Source organism: Phycicoccus jejuensis, from assembly GCF_044797865.1.
GTDB lineage: Bacteria > Actinomycetota > Actinomycetes > Actinomycetales > Dermatophilaceae > Phycicoccus > Phycicoccus jejuensis.
This window is the reverse complement of record NZ_CP085209.1, coordinates 1,622,037-1,638,200: the sequence shown is the minus strand read 5'-3', so window position 1 is coordinate 1,638,200 and position 16,164 is coordinate 1,622,037. Positions and strand designations below refer to the sequence as shown.

16 protein-coding genes are annotated in these 16,164 nt (G+C 73.3%); 10 read left to right on the top strand and 6 right to left on the bottom strand.

Features of this window, described 5'->3' with window-relative positions; genetic code table 11:
• Position 1: 1 nt before the first annotated feature.
• The 3 genes from LG324_RS07720 to LG324_RS07710 are packed head-to-tail and all read right to left on the bottom strand — an operon-like array spanning position 2 to position 2,588.
• On the bottom strand, positions 2-682 hold the full coding sequence (locus tag LG324_RS07720) for a response regulator transcription factor (protein WP_404352820.1): 681 nt from the start codon (positions 680-682) through the stop codon (positions 2-4).
• A 14-nt stretch (positions 683-696) separates the two neighbouring features.
• Positions 697-1,803: an adenylate/guanylate cyclase domain-containing protein gene (locus tag LG324_RS07715; protein ID WP_051750361.1), complete on the bottom strand. Its 1,107-nt coding sequence runs from the start codon at positions 1,801-1,803 to the stop codon at positions 697-699.
• A gap of 14 nt (positions 1,804-1,817) precedes the next feature.
• Positions 1,818-2,588 carry a biotin--[acetyl-CoA-carboxylase] ligase gene (locus tag LG324_RS07710; RefSeq protein ID WP_404352819.1) on the bottom strand — a complete coding sequence of 257 codons (771 nt, stop codon included), beginning with the start codon at positions 2,586-2,588 and terminating at the stop codon, positions 1,818-1,820.
• A gap of 47 nt (positions 2,589-2,635) precedes the next feature.
• Between LG324_RS07710 and LG324_RS07705 the strand changes: the two genes are divergently transcribed.
• The 3 genes from LG324_RS07705 to LG324_RS07695 all read left to right on the top strand — a co-directional run bounded on the left by LG324_RS07705 (position 2,636) and on the right by LG324_RS07695 (position 5,734).
• Positions 2,636-4,240, top strand: coding sequence for an acyl-CoA carboxylase subunit beta (locus LG324_RS07705; protein ID WP_030527680.1), 1,605 nt, complete (start codon positions 2,636-2,638; stop codon positions 4,238-4,240).
• Positions 4,241-4,335: 95 nt separating this feature from the next.
• On the top strand, positions 4,336-4,545 hold the full coding sequence (locus LG324_RS07700; protein ID WP_404352818.1) for an acyl-CoA carboxylase epsilon subunit: 210 nt from the start codon (positions 4,336-4,338) through the stop codon (positions 4,543-4,545).
• 262 nt (positions 4,546-4,807) lie between these two features.
• Positions 4,808-5,734, top strand: a complete 927-nt coding sequence (locus LG324_RS07695; RefSeq protein WP_404352817.1) for a DUF559 domain-containing protein — start codon at positions 4,808-4,810, stop codon at positions 5,732-5,734.
• 169 nt (positions 5,735-5,903) lie between these two features.
• Here the strand turns inward: LG324_RS07695 and LG324_RS07690 are convergent, their stop codons facing one another.
• Positions 5,904-6,566 carry an MOSC domain-containing protein gene (locus LG324_RS07690; RefSeq protein WP_404352816.1) on the bottom strand — a complete coding sequence of 221 codons (663 nt, stop codon included), beginning with the start codon at positions 6,564-6,566 and terminating at the stop codon, positions 5,904-5,906.
• A 64-nt stretch (positions 6,567-6,630) separates the two neighbouring features.
• Here LG324_RS07690 and LG324_RS07685 point away from each other — a divergent pair, with 64 nt between their 5' ends.
• The 6 genes from LG324_RS07685 (at position 6,631) to LG324_RS07660 (ending at position 12,727) form a co-directional block, all read left to right on the top strand.
• Entirely contained in the window at positions 6,631-8,319 is a 1,689-nt protein-coding gene (locus tag LG324_RS07685; RefSeq protein WP_404352814.1) for a DUF885 domain-containing protein, read from the top strand.
• 161 nt (positions 8,320-8,480) lie between these two features.
• Entirely contained in the window at positions 8,481-9,086 is a 606-nt protein-coding gene (locus LG324_RS07680; RefSeq protein ID WP_030527685.1) for a TetR family transcriptional regulator, read from the top strand.
• A 110-nt stretch (positions 9,087-9,196) separates the two neighbouring features.
• Positions 9,197-11,095 (top strand): cation:proton antiporter, encoded by a 1,899-nt coding sequence (locus tag LG324_RS07675; RefSeq protein WP_404352812.1) that lies wholly within the window; start codon positions 9,197-9,199, stop codon positions 11,093-11,095.
• A 30-nt stretch (positions 11,096-11,125) separates the two neighbouring features.
• Positions 11,126-11,785, top strand: coding sequence for a Maf family protein (locus tag LG324_RS07670; protein WP_404352810.1), 660 nt, complete (start codon positions 11,126-11,128; stop codon positions 11,783-11,785).
• A 139-nt stretch (positions 11,786-11,924) separates the two neighbouring features.
• Positions 11,925-12,413, top strand: coding sequence for a hypothetical protein (locus LG324_RS07665; protein ID WP_404352809.1), 489 nt, complete (start codon positions 11,925-11,927; stop codon positions 12,411-12,413).
• The gene (locus LG324_RS07660) at positions 12,410-12,727 is read left to right on the top strand and encodes a winged helix-turn-helix domain-containing protein (RefSeq protein WP_404352808.1); all 318 of its coding nucleotides are present in this window, start codon (positions 12,410-12,412) and stop codon (positions 12,725-12,727) included. The genes LG324_RS07665 and LG324_RS07660 overlap by 4 nt, the downstream gene beginning before the upstream one ends.
• A gap of 118 nt (positions 12,728-12,845) precedes the next feature.
• Here LG324_RS07660 and LG324_RS07655 read toward each other — a convergent pair whose 3' ends face one another.
• Together LG324_RS07655 and LG324_RS07650 are read right to left on the bottom strand one after the other, a co-directional pair.
• On the bottom strand, positions 12,846-14,414 hold the full coding sequence (locus LG324_RS07655) for an acyl-CoA carboxylase subunit beta (RefSeq protein ID WP_404352807.1): 1,569 nt from the start codon (positions 14,412-14,414) through the stop codon (positions 12,846-12,848).
• Complete coding sequence (locus LG324_RS07650; RefSeq protein ID WP_030527691.1) at positions 14,411-15,598, bottom strand: acyl-CoA dehydrogenase family protein; 1,188 nt, start codon at positions 15,596-15,598, stop codon at positions 14,411-14,413. Before LG324_RS07650 ends, LG324_RS07655 begins: the two co-directional genes overlap by 4 nt.
• Positions 15,599-15,770: 172 nt before the next feature.
• Here LG324_RS07650 and LG324_RS07645 point away from each other — a divergent pair, with 172 nt between their 5' ends.
• The gene (locus LG324_RS07645) at positions 15,771-16,142 is read left to right on the top strand and encodes a MerR family DNA-binding transcriptional regulator (protein WP_030527692.1); all 372 of its coding nucleotides are present in this window, start codon (positions 15,771-15,773) and stop codon (positions 16,140-16,142) included.
• Positions 16,143-16,164 lie beyond the last annotated feature (22 nt).

Below are 16,164 nucleotides of genomic sequence, written 5' to 3'. Positions count from 1 at the left end.
GTCAGTCCTCCGGGGAGTCGAACCGGAAGCCGAGGCCGCGGATCGTCGTGATGTAGCGCGGGCTCGCGGCATCGTCGCCGAGCTTCCGGCGCAGCACGGAGATGTGCATGTCGAGCGTCTTCGTCGACCCGTACCAGGCGCTGTCCCAGACGTCGCGCATCAGCTTCTCGCGGGAGACGACCTTGCCCTCGTTCGCGACGAGCACGCGCAGCAGCTCGAACTCCTTGCCGGTCAGCTGCACCTCCTCGCCGCGCAGGAACACCCGGCGGCCGTCGGGGTCGATGTCGATCAGCTGGTCGCCCTCGTCCTCGGCGGCCTCGACGACGCCGCGGCGCAGCAGCGCCCGGGCCCGCGCCAGCAGCTCGGCGAGCCGGAAGGGCTTGGTCACGTAGTCGTCGGCGCCGGCGTCGAGCCCGACGACGGTGTCGACCTCGTCGGCGCGGGCGGTGAGGATGAGGACGGGGACGCCGCTGCCCTCCTGCCGCAGCCGGCGGCAGACCTCGAGGCCGTCCATCTTCGGCAGGCCGAGGTCGAGCACGACGAGGTCGGGCTGGCGCAGGGCCGCCGCGAGGGCGGACTCACCGTCGGAGCACACCTCGACGTCGTAGCCCTCGCGCCGCAGGGCGCGGGCGAGCGGGTCGGAGATGGCCGGGTCGTCCTCGGCAAGCAACACCTTCGTCATGGGGGCGATCGTAGTCACGCAGAGCCGTTCGGCACGGCGGGGCGGCGACCTCCGGGCGAGCGCTGGAGCTCGTGGAGGGTCACGACGCCGATGCCGCGCAGCATCCGGCGGCGGCGTTCGACCGCCGTGAAGCCGGACACCGAGCCCAGCGCACGGGCCATGTCCTCGTCGACGAAGACGGTGCCCGACGGCGTGACGGCGGTGATCCGGCTGGCCTTGTTGACCGTCACCCCGAAGACGTCCCCGAGCCGCGAGACGACCCGGCCGTGGGCCATCCCGACGCGCACCGGGGGCAGCAGCTCGTCCCCGGCCATCGCGTCGACGAGGTCGAGGGCGATCGCGGACGCCGCGGCGATGTCGGTGTGGACGAAGAGGACCTCGTCACCCACCGTCTTGATGACGCGGCCGCCGTGCTCGGCGACGACGTCGCTCGCGAGCAGCTCGAAGTGCTGGACGAGCCGGGCGAGCTGGCGCTCGCTCATCCGGCGCACGAAGGACGTGAACGACACGAGGTCGGCGAACCCCACGGCGCGCACGGGCGCCGACGGGTCGGAGCGGACGGCAGGGTCGGCGTCCGCGAGCATGCGCTGGATCGCGTTCGTCAGGTGCCGGCGCCACACGTAGACGAGCAGCGGCTCGATGTCGTCGATGGTGCGCGAGAGCAGGTTCGCCGCGTCGGCGGCGATGCGGGGCTCGGGCACCGAGCGGGTGTCCTTGCCCTCGAGCTGGTCCGAGACCTCCGGCGTCAGCGACTCGGCGACGAGCTGGGTCTGCCAGACCGCGAGCCGGTCGGCCGTCCGGGCGAAGGCCCGGGTCATCCCGAGCGCGAGCTCCTCGCTCACCGCACCGCGCTGGACGAGGTCGGTGACGCGGCGCAGGGCGGCCCGGTCGGCCTCGGTGAACATCGCCTCGTCGTCCTCGACGAGCTGGAAGCCCATCGCGTGCCAGAAGCGGCGCGCCTCGGTGGGGTCGACGCCCGCGGCCGCGCTCACCTCGGCGCGGGCCATCGACGCCGAGCGACCGAGCAGCGAGCGCTCGACCCGCTCGGCGAGGTCGTCGGCGGCCGGCTCCGGCGGCGGGACGGGGAGGACGGTCTCCTCCCCCGGTGGCTCCTGCGTCATCCCACCTCCCTCGCTCAGCGCGACCGGACGTGGACGACGTCGCCGGCGGAGACGCTCGTCGTCCCGCCCTCGGTGCGCACGGCCAGTCTGCCCTCCGCGTCCACGCCTGTCGCCCTGCCCCGCCGGATGCTGCCGTCCGGCTGGTGGACCTCGACGTCGCGCCCGACCGTGCCGCACGCGTCGCGGTAGGCGGCGACCGACGGGCCCGCCGGGCCGGTGTCCTCCCGCAGGACCGCGGCGAGGTGGCGCAGGTAGGAGGTGAGCAGCGCGGCGCGGTCGACGCCCGGTGCGCCCGCGGCCCGCAGCGACGTGGCGGTGTCGAGCGGCAGCTCCGCGCGCGGCGTGTCGACGTTGACCCCGCAGCCGACGACGACCCCGGCGGGCGGGACCCACTCGCAGAGCAGGCCGGCGAGCTTGCGGTCGCCGTCCCCGGGGACGAGGACGTCGTTGGGCCACTTGAGGCTCGTCGCGACGCCGGCCACCTCCGAGACCGCCCGGTGCAGCGCGAGCCCGGCGAACAGCGGCACCCACCCGGCGCCGGACGCCGGCACCGGCACGCAGACCGAGACGGCGAGCGCCGTGCCGGGCGTCGTCGTCCAGGAGCGCCCCAGCCGGCCACGGCCGGTCTCCTGCACCTCCGCGACGAGGACGCGCCACCGCCGCGGGTCGGCGCGCACCTCGTCGTTCGTCGACCCGACCCGCTCCCGCACCTCGACCGGGAGCCATGGGTCACCGGGTGTGACGGACGCCGCGTCCAGCGCCGCGTTCAGGGGGTTCTCGCTCACGGCGCCAAGGCTAGGCTCGGGTCATGTCGAAGAGCGACCACCACTCCATGGGCGGGACCGACGTACCGACCGACATCGACACCACGACCACCGCGGGGAAGCTGGCCGACCTCAAGCGGCGCGTCGCGGAGGTCGCCAACGCGGGGTCGGAGCGCGCGGTCGAGAAGCAGCACGCGCGGGGCAAGAAGACCGCCCGCGAGCGCCTCGAGATGCTCCTCGACGAGGGCTCGTTCGTCGAGATGGACAAGTACGCCCGGCACCGGTCGGTCTCCTTCGGGCAGGACAAGAACCGCCCCTACGGCGACGGCGTCGTCACCGGGTACGGCACGGTCGACGGCCGCACGGTCGCGGTGTTCGCGCAGGACTTCACGGTCTTCGGCGGCTCGCTCGGCGAGGTCTTCGGCGAGAAGATCTGCAAGGTCATGGACTTCGCGATGAAGGTCGGCTGCCCCGTGGTCGGGCTCAACGACTCCGGCGGCGCGCGCATCCAGGAGGGTGTCGTGTCGCTCGGCCTGTACGGCGAGATCTTCCGGCGCAACGTCCACGCGTCCGGGGTGGTCCCGCAGATCTCGCTCATCATGGGCCCGTGCGCCGGCGGCGCCGTGTACTCGCCGGCCGTCACCGACTTCACCGTGATGGTCGACCAGACGTCGCACATGTTCATCACCGGCCCGGACGTCATCAAGACCGTCACCGGCGAGGACGTCGGCTTCGAGGAGCTCGGCGGCGCGCGGACGCACAACACGAAATCCGGTGTGGCGCACTACATGGGCACCGACGAGGACGACGCCGTCGAGTACGTCAAGGCGCTGCTGTCGTACCTGCCCAGCAACAACATGGAGGACCCGCCGGTCTTCGGCGAGGAGCTCGACCTCGAGGTCACCGACGACGACCGCTTCCTCGACACGATCGTCCCGGACAGCCCGAACGTCCCCTACGACATGCACCAGGTCATCGAGAAGGTCGTCGACGACGGCGAGTTCCTCGAGGTCTCGCCGCTGTTCGCGCCGAACATCATCACCGGCTTCGGTCGCGTCGAGGGTCGCTCGGTCGGCGTCGTGGCGAACAACCCGATGCAGTTCGCCGGCACGCTCGACATCGACGCCTCCGAGAAGGCCGCCCGCTTCGTGCGCACCTGCGACGCCTTCAACGTCCCCGTGCTGACCTTCGTCGACGTGCCCGGCTTCCTCCCCGGCACCGACCAGGAGTGGGACGGCATCATCCGGCGCGGCGCCAAGCTCATCTACGCGTACGCCGAGGCCACCGTCCCGCTCGTCACGGTCATCACCCGCAAGGCGTACGGCGGTGCCTACGACGTCATGGGCTCCAAGCACCTCGGCGCCGACATCAACCTCGCGTGGCCGACCGCGCAGATCGCCGTCATGGGCGCGCAGGGCGCGGTGAACATCCTCTACCGCAAGGAGCTGGCGAAGGCCGCCGAGAAGGGCGAGTCGGTCGAGGAGGCGCGCGCGGCGTTCATCAAGCAGTACGAGGACGCGCTGGCCAACCCCTACGTCGCCGCCGAGCGCGGGTACGTCGACACCGTCATCACCCCGTCGAACACGCGGATGAACGTCACGAAGGCGCTGCGGGCGCTGCGCACCAAGCGCGAGTCCCTCCCGCCGAAGAAGCACGGGAACATCCCCCTGTGATGGCTTCGCAGGCTCAGCCCTCCCACGGGACCCGCCCTATGACCTCTTCGCAGGCCCAGAGCTCAGGGGGACCCGGCCCTGTGATGGCTGACGACGTGCAGTTGAACGAGCCGCCGGCGATCGTCGTCCACGGCCCCGCGACCCCCGAGGAGGTCGCGGCGGTCGTCGCCGTCCTCCTGGCCGCCGGCGGCGGCGAGGACCCGGCGCCGCCGCAGCGCACCTCGACGTGGGCGGCCCACGACGCCGCCGTCCGCCGGCCCGTCGGCCACGGCCCCGGCGCCTGGCACACCACCTACCGCCGCTGACCGCCCCGCCCCGTCCCTCCCCGCCCCGTCCCTCCCCGCCCCGTCCCTTCCCGCCCCCACCGGCCTCCCGCTGACGCCCGTGCACAAACCGACGAATGTGTCGATTCGTGCACACCCCCGGACTCGCCCGATGTACACAATCCGACGAATGTGTCGATTGCCGTACGCCCCGACGGCTGACGGCGTGCCCCGTCAAGCCTGCTGCCACCCCTGGCCTGTGGACAACGCGATCCGATGCTGCATCGGGTGCCACGCTCGAAGGATGCAGACCGACGACCCGCTGGGCCCTTTCCTCGCGGCTGACGCAGTCGCCCTCGGCATCTCGGCGCGCGCGCTCCGCGGATCGCGCTACCGGACGGTCCTGCGTGGCGTACTCGTCGACGTCCGGGTGCCCGACACCGTCGTCGTCCGCTCGCGAGCGGCGCTCCTCGTCGCCCCCGACGGTGCAGTCCTCAGCCACTGGACGGCGGCTCGCCTCTGGGGTGGGCGTGTCCCGGACCACGACTGTGTTCACGTCGCGTTCTCCCGCCGCGTGAGATGGCGGCTGCGTGGGGTCAAGCCGCACTGCTTCACCTACCGACTCGGCACCACGCGCCGGCACGGTCTCCCGGTCACCACCCCTGCTGTCACGTTCTGTCACCTCGCGAGGTTCCTCGGGCTGGTCGACCTTGTCGCCCTCGGGGACAGCCTCGTGCGGCGCGGACACATCACGGTGCTCGACCTCCGTGCGTCGGCAGAGGGCTGGGAAGGCCAGTGCCGCGCCGAGGCCACCGACGCCGCGCGCCTCGTCCGGGACGGCGTCGACTCGTCACCCGAGACGTCGCTGCGACTGCTCATCGTGCTGTCCGGCCTCCCCGAACCGCAGATCAATGTCACCGCCCACCACGAGGACGGTTCGATCCGCTACCGCATCGAGCTCGCCTTCGAGGAGCACCGGGTCGCCATCGAGTACGACGGCCGCTGGCACGAGGAACCCGCCCAACGTCTGCACGACTCCTCGCGCCGATCACGCCTGTCCGAGGAGGACGGATGGACGTTCCTCGTCGTCACTCCGGACGAGCTCTTCAACGCCACGGAGAACCTCGTCAGTCGGCTGCACGACGAGCTGAGGACTCTGGGTGTGCCGGTACCGCCTCGACCGCACGACGCGTGGCGCCGACATTTCCGTGTCGTGCGAGTGGCCGCCTGACGGCCGCCACTGGACCACCGTGCATCAATCGACACATTCGACGATTCCTGCACACCCCGTGCCGTCCAGGCGTGCATCAATCGACACATTCGACGATTCCTGCACACCCCGTGCCGTCCAGGCGTGCATCAATCGACACATTCGACGATTGCTGCACATCGGCGGGGGGTCAGGGGGTGCGGCGGGCGACCGACCGCTCGAGCTCGGCGTGGTGCTGGGGGTCGAGCACCCGCGCCCCGAGCACCTCGGCCGCGGCCTCCAGGTCGCCGCACAGCGCCCGGAACACCCGCGGGACGACGATGCCGTGCTCCGGCCGCTCCACGACCTCGACGGCGTCGCCGACCGACACCGTCCCCGGCTCGAGCACCGCGAGGTAGGCCCCGGTCCGCCCGCGCTCGGTGAAGCGCCGCACCCAGCCGCGCTCGCCCATCCACGCCCCGAACGTCGCGCACGGGATGCGCGGACCGGTCACCTCGAGCAGCGCCGTCCCGACCCGCCAGCGCTCGCCGACGAGGGCCGCGTCGACGTCGAGGCCCTCCGTCGTGAGGTTCTCGCCGAAGAGCCCGTCGCGCAGCCCGCGCCCGAGCTCGACGCCCCAGTGGTCGAGCTCCTCCCGGGCCACGGCGTAGACCGCCTGCGAGGACCCGCCGTGGTGCCTGCGCGAGACGACGTCGTCCCCGACGACCCCGCTGCCGAGCCCGCCCCGCTTCGGCCCGGGGTCGCGCACCTCGACCGCCACGACCGGCTGCTTGTCGATGGCGCTGGCCCGGCCGCGCGCCCCGACGCCCTCGCGCGGGCCACCGACGTTGACCGACCGGATGCGTGCTGTCACGGACCCGAGCCTAGGCCGGGAAACCGGGGCGCCGCAGACGCGCTCCTCGGGTAGCGTCCGCCGGGTGAGCGAGCCCACCACCGTCCGCACCCCCACCGCCGTCGACGCCGTCGCCGACGCCCACTTCGACGCCGCCGTCGCCCTCAGCCCGATGGAGGCCACCTACCTCGGCGTCCCCGGCCACGAGCACGAGCTCGACGACCTCTCCCCCGAGGGCTACGCGGCCCACGCGGACCTCGCCCGCGCCACCCTCGCCCGTCTCGACGCCGCGGAGCCGGTCGACGACGTCGACCGCGTCACCGTCGCCGCGATGCGCGAGCGGCTCGGCCTCGCGCTCGAGACCCACGACGCCGGCCTGGACCGGATGCAGCTCGACGTCATCGCCTCCCCGCTGCAGGGCGTCCGCGACGTCCTCGACCTCATGGCGACCGACACCCAGGACGACTGGGCGACGATGGCCGCCCGCGTCGGGCAGATCCCGCGGGCGCTCGAGCAGTACACCGGGACCCTGCGCGAGACGGCCGACCGCGGGCTCGTCACGCCGCGGCGGCAGGTCGAGGCCTGCATCCGCCAGTGCGAGGACCTCGTCGCCCCCGACGGCTACTTCGCGGGCCTCCTCTCGGGAGCCCGGGCGGGCGACGCGCCGCTCGACGACGCCGTCGCCGCCGACCTGCGCCGGGCCGTGGAGGGCGCGGCCGCCGCCTACCGTCGCGCCGGCGAGGACCTCGCGACGCACCTGCTCGACCGGGCGCCGGAGTCCGACGCCGCCGGCCGCGACCGCTACGCCCTCGCCTCGCGCTCCTTCCTCGGCGCGGCCGTCGACCTCGAGGAGACCTACGCGTGGGGTCAGGAGGAGCTCGCCCGCATCACCGCCGACATGGAGCGCACCGCCGCCCGCATCGTCCCCGGCGGCTCGGTCGACGACGCCGTCGCGCACCTCGACCGCGACGAGGCCTACCGCCTCCACGGCACGGACGCGCTCCAGCGGTGGATGCAGGTGCGCGCCGACGAGGCCATCGAGGCGCTCGCCGGCACCCACTTCGACATCCCGGAGCCGGTGCGCACCATCGAGTGCCGCATCGCCCCGACGCAGACCGGCGGCATCTACTACACCGGCCCGAGCGACGACTTCGCGCGCCCCGGCCGGATGTGGTGGTCGGTGCCCAAGGGCGTCACGGAGTTCGGCACCTGGAAGGAGCTGACGACCGTCTACCACGAGGGCGTGCCGGGGCACCACCTCCAGGTCGCGCAGACGGTGTACCGCCGCGAGCTGCTCAACAAGTGGCGCCGGATGATGTGCTGGGTCAGCGGTCACGGCGAGGGCTGGGCCCTGTACGCCGAGCGGCTCATGGCCGAGCTCGGGTACCTCGAGGACCCCGGCATGTACCTCGGGATGCTCGACGCCCAGTCGCTGCGCGCGGTGCGCGTCGTCATCGACATCGGCGTCCACTGCGGGTTCGAGGCCCCGGCCGAGGTCGGCGGTGGCGCGTGGACCTACGAGAAGGCCTGGACGCTGCTCAGCCGCCACGCCCGCAACGACGAGGCCTCGCTGCGCTTCGAGCTCGACCGCTACCTGGGCTGGCCCGGGCAGGCCCCGAGCTACAAGATCGGCGAGCGGCTCTGGCTCCAGATGCGCGACGAGGTGGCCGCCCGCGAGGGGGACGCGTTCTCGCTCAAGGACTTCCACCGCCGGGCGCTCGACGTCGGCTCGGTCGGGCTCGACGTGCTGCGCACCGCCGTCGTCGGGGGCTGAGGCACCCGGACGCACCGGCCGGGAAAACTCGAGGGCCCGAGGGGGTGGACACCGGTGGACCCGCGTCCCCTACGCTGGTGGATCACCGGGGGGTGGGGCCGACGGCCGGGTCGACGCCTCCCCGTCCTGCGACCGTGGGACCCGGACCCGGAGGAGCACCCATGCCGAGATCACGAGGGCGACGCCCGGCGGGCAGCAACACCCGCGAGGACATCCTCGCCGCCGCCACGCACCAGTTCGGTGAGCACGGGTACCCCGGCACGACGCTGCGGGCCATCGCCCGTGAGGCCGACGTCGACACCCGGCTCGTCACGCACTACTTCGGCACCAAGCAGAACCTCTTCGTCGCGGTCGTCGACTTCCCCTTCGACCCCGACCAGCTCGCGGGCGCGGTGATGTCCGAGGGCCCGGAGCGGGCCGGGTACCGCCTCGCGCAGGTGGTCGTCCGGATGTTCGACGACCCCGGCACCCGGCAGTCGATGACCGGCCTCGTGCGCGCCGCGGCCTCGGAGGACGACGCCGCGCTGCTCGTCCGCGACGTCCTGTCCGACCGGATGCTCACCCCGCTCGCGCGCCTGCTCGGCGAGGACGAGCCGGAGCTGCGGGCCTCGCTCATCGGCAGCCAGCTCGTCGGCTACATCTTCTCGCGCTACGTGCTGGCCCTCCCGGGCATCCCCGAGGAGGACCCGGACCGCCTCGCGGCCGCGGTCGGTCCGGTCCTGCAGCACTACCTCACCGGGGCCCTCGAGGACGTCGTCCCCCGCTGACGACCGGCCGCGCGCCGGCAACGCACCGACCGTTCGCCGACCGTCCACGGACCGGGCACCGCGGGGTCCGCCCGGCCCCGGGCTCCCCTCCGGCGCCGCAACAGGCGAGAATGCACGCCGTGGAGCCCGCCGCGCTCGTCGTCGCCATCATCCTCGTCGTCATCGTCGTCAGCCGTCTCGCCGCACCCCTCCGGGTCCCGGCGCCGATCGCGCTGCTCGTCGTCGGCGCCGTGCTGTCGGCCATCCCCCAGGTCCCCGAGATCCGCCTCTCCCCCGAGGTCGCGCTCTTCGGGCTGCTGCCGCCGCTGCTGTACTCGGCCGCGCTGTCGAGCTCGCTCGTCGACATCCGCACCTTCCGCTCGAAGATCCTCAGCCTGTCGGTCGGCCTCGTCCTCTTCACCGCGTTCGGGGTCGCGCTCGTCGTCTGGGCGCTCATGCCGGGCGTCTCGTTCGCCCTGGCACTGGCCCTCGGGGCGGTCGTGGCGCCCCCGGACGCCGTGGCTGCCACCGCCGTGGCGCGCCGCATCGGCCTGCCGCGCAAGATCACGACGATCCTCGAGGGCGAGTCGCTGCTCAACGACGCGACCGCGCTCGTCACCCTCCGCACCGCCCTCGCGGCGGCCGGCCTCGCGGCGCACGGCGCCGAGATCACGCAGGTCACCTTCACGTCGGTCACCCTCGAGCTGCTCGTCGCGGCGGTCGGCGGCGTGGCCGTCGGGGTCGTCGCGTTCGTCGTCATCGGCTGGATGCGCCGGCGGCTGACCGAGGTCGCGGCCGACACCGCGCTGTCGTTCATCGCCCCGTACGTCGCGTACGCCCCGGCGGAGGCCGTCGGCGCGTCGGGCGTCCTCGCCGTCGTCACGGCGGGCCTGCTGCTCGCCTACCGAGCTCCGGTGCTGCAGTCCGCGCCGTCGCGCCTGGCGGAGCGGATCAACTGGAGCAGCGTCACCTTCGTCCTCGAGAACGCGGTCTTCCTCCTCATCGGGCTGCAGGTGTGGGCGCTGTTCCAGGACACCCGCACCGGCGAGCTCGGCACCGGGCGCACGCTGGCCGTCGCCGGCGCGGTCCTCGTGACCGTCCTCGTCCTGCGGCCGCTGTGGCTGTTCGGGCAGTCCGTCGTCCAGGTGCTGCGGGGCCGGGCCGACCGCCGCCAGATGCTCGGGTGGTCCCTCGTCACCGGCTGGGCCGGGATGCGCGGGGTCGTCACGCTCGCGGCGGCCCTCACGCTGCCCGAGGAGACCCCGATGCGCCCGGAGCTCGTCCTCATCGCCCTCGTCGTCACCGTCGGCACCCTGGTCCTCCAGGGCACGACCCTGCCCGCGCTCGCCCGCGCCCTCGACGTCCGCGGCCCGGACCCGCGCGAGGACGCGCTCCAGGAGGCGACCGTCCTCGGCGCGACGACCGGGGCCGGGCTGCGGCACCTCGAGGCCGACCCCGACGTCGACCAGGACGTGCTCGAGGTCATCCGGCAGCAGGCCGCCGACCGGGTCAACCGCAGCTGGGAGCGCCTCGGCACGCTCGGTCCGACCGACCGCGAGAGCCCGGCCGAGGCCCGGGCCCGGCTGCGCGCCGAGATGATCCGCGCCGAGCGCGAGGAGCTGCTCCGCATCCGCGGCAACGGCGAGGTCGACCACGCCGTCCTCACGAGCGTCCTCGCCCAGCTCGACGCCGAGGAGACCGCCCTCGTGTGGAGCGCCACCCGCACGGCCGGCGTGCGCGAGTCCGAGCTCCGCCCGCCCGACCGGGTGGCCGGCGCGTGCGAGCACCTCGCCGACGACAGCGCCCCGCACCCCCCGTCCGACACGGAGGGCTGCCCCGAGTGCCGGGCCGAGGGCCTCACGTGGGTGCACCTGCGCTCGTGCACCGAGTGCGGGCACGTCGGCTGCTGCGACTCCTCGGTCGGGCAGCACGCGAGCCGCCACTTCAACACCTCGGGCCACCCGGTGATGCGCTCGATCGAGCCCGGCGAGGCGTGGCGCTGGTGCTTCGTCGACGAGGTGCTGGGCTGAGGCCGGGCGCCGCCGTCTACCGTGTGCGCCATGCCCGACGTCACCCTCGTCCTCGCCTCCGCCAGCCCCGCCCGCCTCGCGACCCTCCGGTCGGCCGGCGTCGAGCCCGTCGTCCGGGTCTCCGACGTCGACGAGCCCGGTGCCGTCGCCGCGGCCGAGCAGGAGCACGGGACCCTCGCGGCCGAGGACGTCACCCTGCTCCTCGCCCGCGCCAAGGCCGAGGACGTCGTCACGAGCCTCGAGGAGTCCGGTGAGGACCTCCAGGTCGAGCTCGTCCTCGGCTGCGACTCGATGCTCGAGCTCGACGGTGAGGTGCACGGCAAGCCGGCCGACGCCGCCGAGGCCGTCGAGCGCTGGCGCCGGATGCGCGGGCGCTCCGGCGTCTTGCACACCGGCCACTGGCTCGTCGACCTGCGCGACACGGGCGACGGCGGCACCGGCGGCCAGCTCGGCGGCACCGCGAGCACGACCGTGCACTTCGCCGACCTCTCCGACGCCGAGATCGACGCCTACGTCGCCACCGGCGAGCCGCTGCGCGTCGCCGGCGCCTTCACCCTCGACGGCCTCGGCGGCCCGTACGTCGCCGGCATCGAGGGCGACCCCGGCACCGTCATCGGCGTCTCCCTCCCGCTGCTGCGCGAGCTCGTCGGCGAGCTCGGCCTCGCCTGGCACGACCTGCGCACCCGCTGACCCACCCCTCCCCCCGCACGATCGCGGGCTACACCGCAGTAACCGTCGCTGTGGCGTCACGTACTGCGGCGTAGCCCGCTGCGAGCGCTTGCCAGAAAGTACTTGACGCATTGGAAAGTATTTTCGTAGTGTGATCTGCATGCACACGACGCAGGAGGGAACCTCGATGAACGACCTGACGCCCCAGCAGGCCCGCGAGCGGCTCGCCCACGCCGAGGCCGCCACCGGCCGTCGCGACGCCGAGCGCCGCGTCCACGCCTGGGCCACCGCCGGCTTCGGCGCCGCGATGGGCGCCTACCTGTCGCTCTCGCGGGCCACCGACGACACGCCCTTCGAGCAGCCCGTGCTCGTCGCGTACGCGCTGGCGATCGTCGGCCTGGCCACGTGGCAGACCCGCGCCTCGCAGGCCTGGCCCCGGCACGCCCGCCGGGCCGGGTACGTCGGCCTCGGCGTCACCTTCGGGCTGTTCCTCGTCGCCGTCATCGGCCTCAACGTCCGCGAGGCGGAGCAGAAGATGGACGGCCTCGCCCCGTCCGAGAACCCGTGGCTGCTCGTGCTCGCCGGGGTCGTCGTCGCGGCTCCGATGCTCCTCGCGGCGGTGCGCATCCGCCGTGGTGACCCGAAGTGAGCGCCGACGGCACCACGCGACCCCCGCACGCGCGGCACCGCCTCGACGACGTCCTGCACGCCCCGGTGCGCTTCAGCATCGCCGCCACCCTCGCCGGCGCCGACGAGGCCGAGTTCGCCCTCGTCCGTGACGAGGTGGAGGTGTCGGACTCGGTGCTCTCCAAGCAGGTCTCGGCGCTCGAGCAGGCCGGCTACGTCAAGGTCCGCAAGGGCTACGTCGGCAAGCGGCCGCGGACCTGGCTGTCGCTCACGCGGGCCGGCCGCGACGCGTGGCAGGCCCACCTCGCGGCGCTGCGCGACATCGCCGGCGCCTGAGCACGCCGCCCGACCCCGACGCGAGAACCCGTCGAGTGAACAGAACACGCCGTGCGAGCGACCGCGCCCGCGGCGTGTTCTGTTCACTCGACGGGTGGGCGCCGAGGACCGGACGAGGTCAGACCGGGGGGACGTCGCGGCGCTTGGTCGAGAAGTGCCGGTCGCGGCGGGCGGCGTAGCGCAGCCGGTGCAGCAGCTCGGCCCGCAGCTCGTCGGCCTCCACCACCTGGTCGACGACGAGGTCGGCCGCGAGCCGCTCGAGGTCGACGTCCTCGAGGTACTCGGCCCGCCGCGCCTCGACGAACGCGTCGCGCGCCTCGGCCCCCTCGGCGGCCTCGATCTCGGCGATCTTGTTGGCGTACACCGCGTTGACGGCGGCTTCGGGCCCCATGACGGCGATGCGCGCCGTCGGCAGCGCGATCGTCGCGTCGGGGCCGAAGCCCGGCCCGCCCATCGCGTAGAGCCCTGCGCCGTAAGCCTTTCGGACGACGACGCAGAACTGCGGCACGGTCGCGGAGGCGACGGCCGAGACCATCTTCGCGCCGTGCCGGATGATGCCGCCGCGCTCGACCTCGGAGCCGATCATGAAGCCGGGGACGTCGGCGAGGTAGACGAGCGGGATCGAGAACGCGTCACACAGCCAGATGAACCGGGCAGCCTTGTCGGCGGAGTCGGTGAACAGCACGCCGCCCTTGACGGCCGAGTTGTTGGCGACGATGCCGACCGACTCCCCCGCCATCCGGCCGAAGCCGACGACGAGCTCGGGGGCGAAGAGCGGCTTGATCTCGAAGAAGCTGTCGTCGTCGACGAGGCCGTCGATCAGCTCGTGGACGTCGAACGGCTGGCTCTCGCGCTCGGGGACGCTGGCCTGCGTCAGCGGCGCGGTCGGCTCCTCCGCGTGGTAGCTCGGCGTGGGGACGCGCCACGAGTCGGGCACGTACGAGAAGTACAGGCGTGCGAGCTCGATGGCCTCGGTGTCGTCGGCGGCGAGCAGGTCGCCGACGCCCGAGACGGTGCAGTGCATCCGTGCACCGCCCATCTCCTCGAGCGACACCCTCTCGCCGACGACCATCTCGGCCATCCGCGGACTGCCGAGGTACATCGAGGCGTTGCCCTCGACCATGATGATGACGTCGCAGAAGCTCGGGATGTACGCGCCGCCGGCGGCCGACGGGCCGAAGAGGCAGCAGATCTGCGGGACCTTGCCCGAGAGCGCGACCTGGTGGTGGAAGATCCGCCCCGCCCCGCGCCGGCCGGGGAACATCTCGACCTGGTCGGTGATCCGGGCGCCCGCGGAGTCGACGAGCCAGAAGACCGGCAGCTCCTCGCGCAGGGCGGTCTCGGTGGCGCGCACGATCTTCTCGACCGTGCGGGCACCCCACGACCCCGCCTTGACGGTCGGGTCGTTGGCGATGACGACCACGGGCCGGTCCTCGACCGTGCCGCGCCCGGTGACCACGCCGTCGGCGGGCAGCCCGGCCGCGCGCGAGTTGGCGTAGCGGCCGTCCTCGACGAACGAGCCCTCGTCGAGCAGCAGCGCGATGCGGTCGCGGACGTAGAGCTTGCCCTGGGCGGCGAGCTTGGCCGCCGCCTTCTCCGTCGGCGCGGCCGAGGCCGCGTGGGCGGCCTGCAGCCGGGCGCGGACGTCGGCGACGCGGGCGTCGGTGGTCACGGGGTCGGTGCTCATGCCGGGAGGCCGAGGCCCTTCGCGAGGACCATCCGCTGGACCTCGGAGGTGCCCTCGCCGATCTCGAGGATCTTCGCGTCGCGGTAGAAGCGCGCCACCGGGTACTCCTCCATGAAGCCGTTGCCGCCGAAGACCTGGGTCGCGATGCGGGTCGCGGTGACCGCGGCCTCGGAGGTGTAGAGCTTCGCCTTCGCGGCGGCCTGCTTGACCTCCTCGACCGAGCGGCGGCCGGCCTCGTGCTCGTCCTTGAGCCAGGCGGCGCGGTAGGTGAGCAGGCGGGCGGCGTCCTCCATGACGGCGAGGTCGGCGACGGGGAAGGCCACGCCCTGGTTGACGCCGATCGGGCGACCGAAGGCGGTGCGGGACTTCGCGTACGCCGCGGCCTCCTCCCGCATCCGCGTGATGAGGCCGAGCGCGAGCGCGCTGATCGCGATGCGCCCGTCGTCGAGGGTCTTGAGGAACTGGTGGAAACCACGTCCGCGCTCGCCGAGGAGGTTCGCCTCCGGGACGCGGCACCCGGCGAACGAGAGGCCGTGGGTGTCGGAGATGTTCCAGCCCATCTTCTGGTAGGCCGGCTCGACGGTGAATCCGGTTGTGCCGGAGGGGATCATGATGGCGCTGATCTCGGGACGGCCGTTCTCGAGCGTGCCGGTGCGCGCCGTGACCGTAACGACCGAGGTGATGTCGGTGCCGGAGTTCGTGATGAACGCCTTCGCCCCGTCGACGACCCACTCGCCGCCGTCGAGCACCGCCTTGGTGCGGGTGGCGCCGGCGTCCGACCCGGCGTCCGGCTCGGTGAGGCCGAAGCCGGCGAGCGCGCGACCGGCGACGAGGTCGGGCAGGAAGCGCTCCTTCTGCTCCTCGCTGCCGTACGTGAGGATCGGGTTGATGCCGAGGCCGACCCCGGCCGAGAGCGTGATGCCGATCGACTGGTCGACCCGGCCGAGCTCCTCGATGGCGATGCACAGGCTCGTGAACGCTCCGCCGTCGGCGTCCTCGAGCGACCCGCCGAACGCCTCGGGGACGACGAGCCCGAAGAGCCCGAGCTCCCCCATGCGCGGCACGAGGTCGGCCGGGAAGTGGTGGTCGCGGTCCCACTGCGCGACGTGCGGCTCGACGGCGTCGGTCGCGAACTCGCGGACGACCGCCCGGAAGTCCTCGTGGTCCTTGCTGAGCTCGTACATGGGCGCCCCTTCGCGCTCGAGGTGCACGGCCCCGGGTCACGGCGGCCGGCGGTGGTCACGTTCTTGACGTTGACGTCAACGTAAAGCAATACTCACCCCCGTGACAAGCCAGCGCACCTCCCCCGGCACGACGGACGTCCTGCCCGACGAGGTCGACCCGGCGTCCGACGCCATGACGTGGACGATCGCCGAGGTCGCCGACGAGTTCGGCGTCACCCACCGCACGGTGCGCCACTACGAGGACCTCGGACTCATCTCACCCGAGCGCCGCGGCACCACGCGCGTCTACCACCGGCGCGACCGCACCCGCCTCGGGCTCGTCCTGCGCGGCAAGCGCCTCGGGTTCCCGCTCGAGGAGATCCGCACGATCATCGACCTCTACGACGCACCGCGCGGCCGGCGCAGCCAGCTCGAGTACGTCCTCGCCCAGATCGACGAGCGCCGGGCCGACCTCGAGCAGCGCCGCCGCGACCTCGAGGCCGCGCTCGCCGAGCTCGACGGCTTCGAGCGCCGCTGCCGCGAGGACCTCGGCCGGATGCGCTGAGCCCGCGCACCCCGATTACCCG

Bases quoted from the DNA above. Each gene is read 5' to 3' on its own strand.
- LG324_RS07720 (WP_404352820.1), bottom strand. From the start codon at position 682: ATGACGAAGGTGTTGCTTGCCGAGGACGACCCGGCCATCTCCGACCCG.
- LG324_RS07670 (WP_404352810.1), top strand. From the start codon at position 11,126: ATGCCCGACGTCACCCTCGTCCTCGCCTCCGCCAGCCCCGCCCGCCTC.
- LG324_RS07680 (WP_030527685.1), top strand. From the start codon at position 8,481: ATGCCGAGATCACGAGGGCGACGCCCGGCGGGCAGCAACACCCGCGAG.
- LG324_RS07705 (WP_030527680.1), top strand. From the start codon at position 2,636: ATGGGCGGGACCGACGTACCGACCGACATCGACACCACGACCACCGCG.
- LG324_RS07675 (WP_404352812.1), top strand. From the start codon at position 9,197: ATGCACGCCGTGGAGCCCGCCGCGCTCGTCGTCGCCATCATCCTCGTC.
- LG324_RS07665 (WP_404352809.1), top strand. From the start codon at position 11,925: ATGCACACGACGCAGGAGGGAACCTCGATGAACGACCTGACGCCCCAG.
- LG324_RS07695 (WP_404352817.1), top strand. From the start codon at position 4,808: ATGCAGACCGACGACCCGCTGGGCCCTTTCCTCGCGGCTGACGCAGTC.
- LG324_RS07650 (WP_030527691.1), bottom strand. From the start codon at position 15,598: ATGTACGAGCTCAGCAAGGACCACGAGGACTTCCGGGCGGTCGTCCGC.
- LG324_RS07655 (WP_404352807.1), bottom strand. From the start codon at position 14,414: ATGAGCACCGACCCCGTGACCACCGACGCCCGCGTCGCCGACGTCCGC.
- LG324_RS07715 (WP_051750361.1), bottom strand. From the start codon at position 1,803: ATGACGCAGGAGCCACCGGGGGAGGAGACCGTCCTCCCCGTCCCGCCG.
- LG324_RS07645 (WP_030527692.1), top strand. From the start codon at position 15,771: ATGACGTGGACGATCGCCGAGGTCGCCGACGAGTTCGGCGTCACCCAC.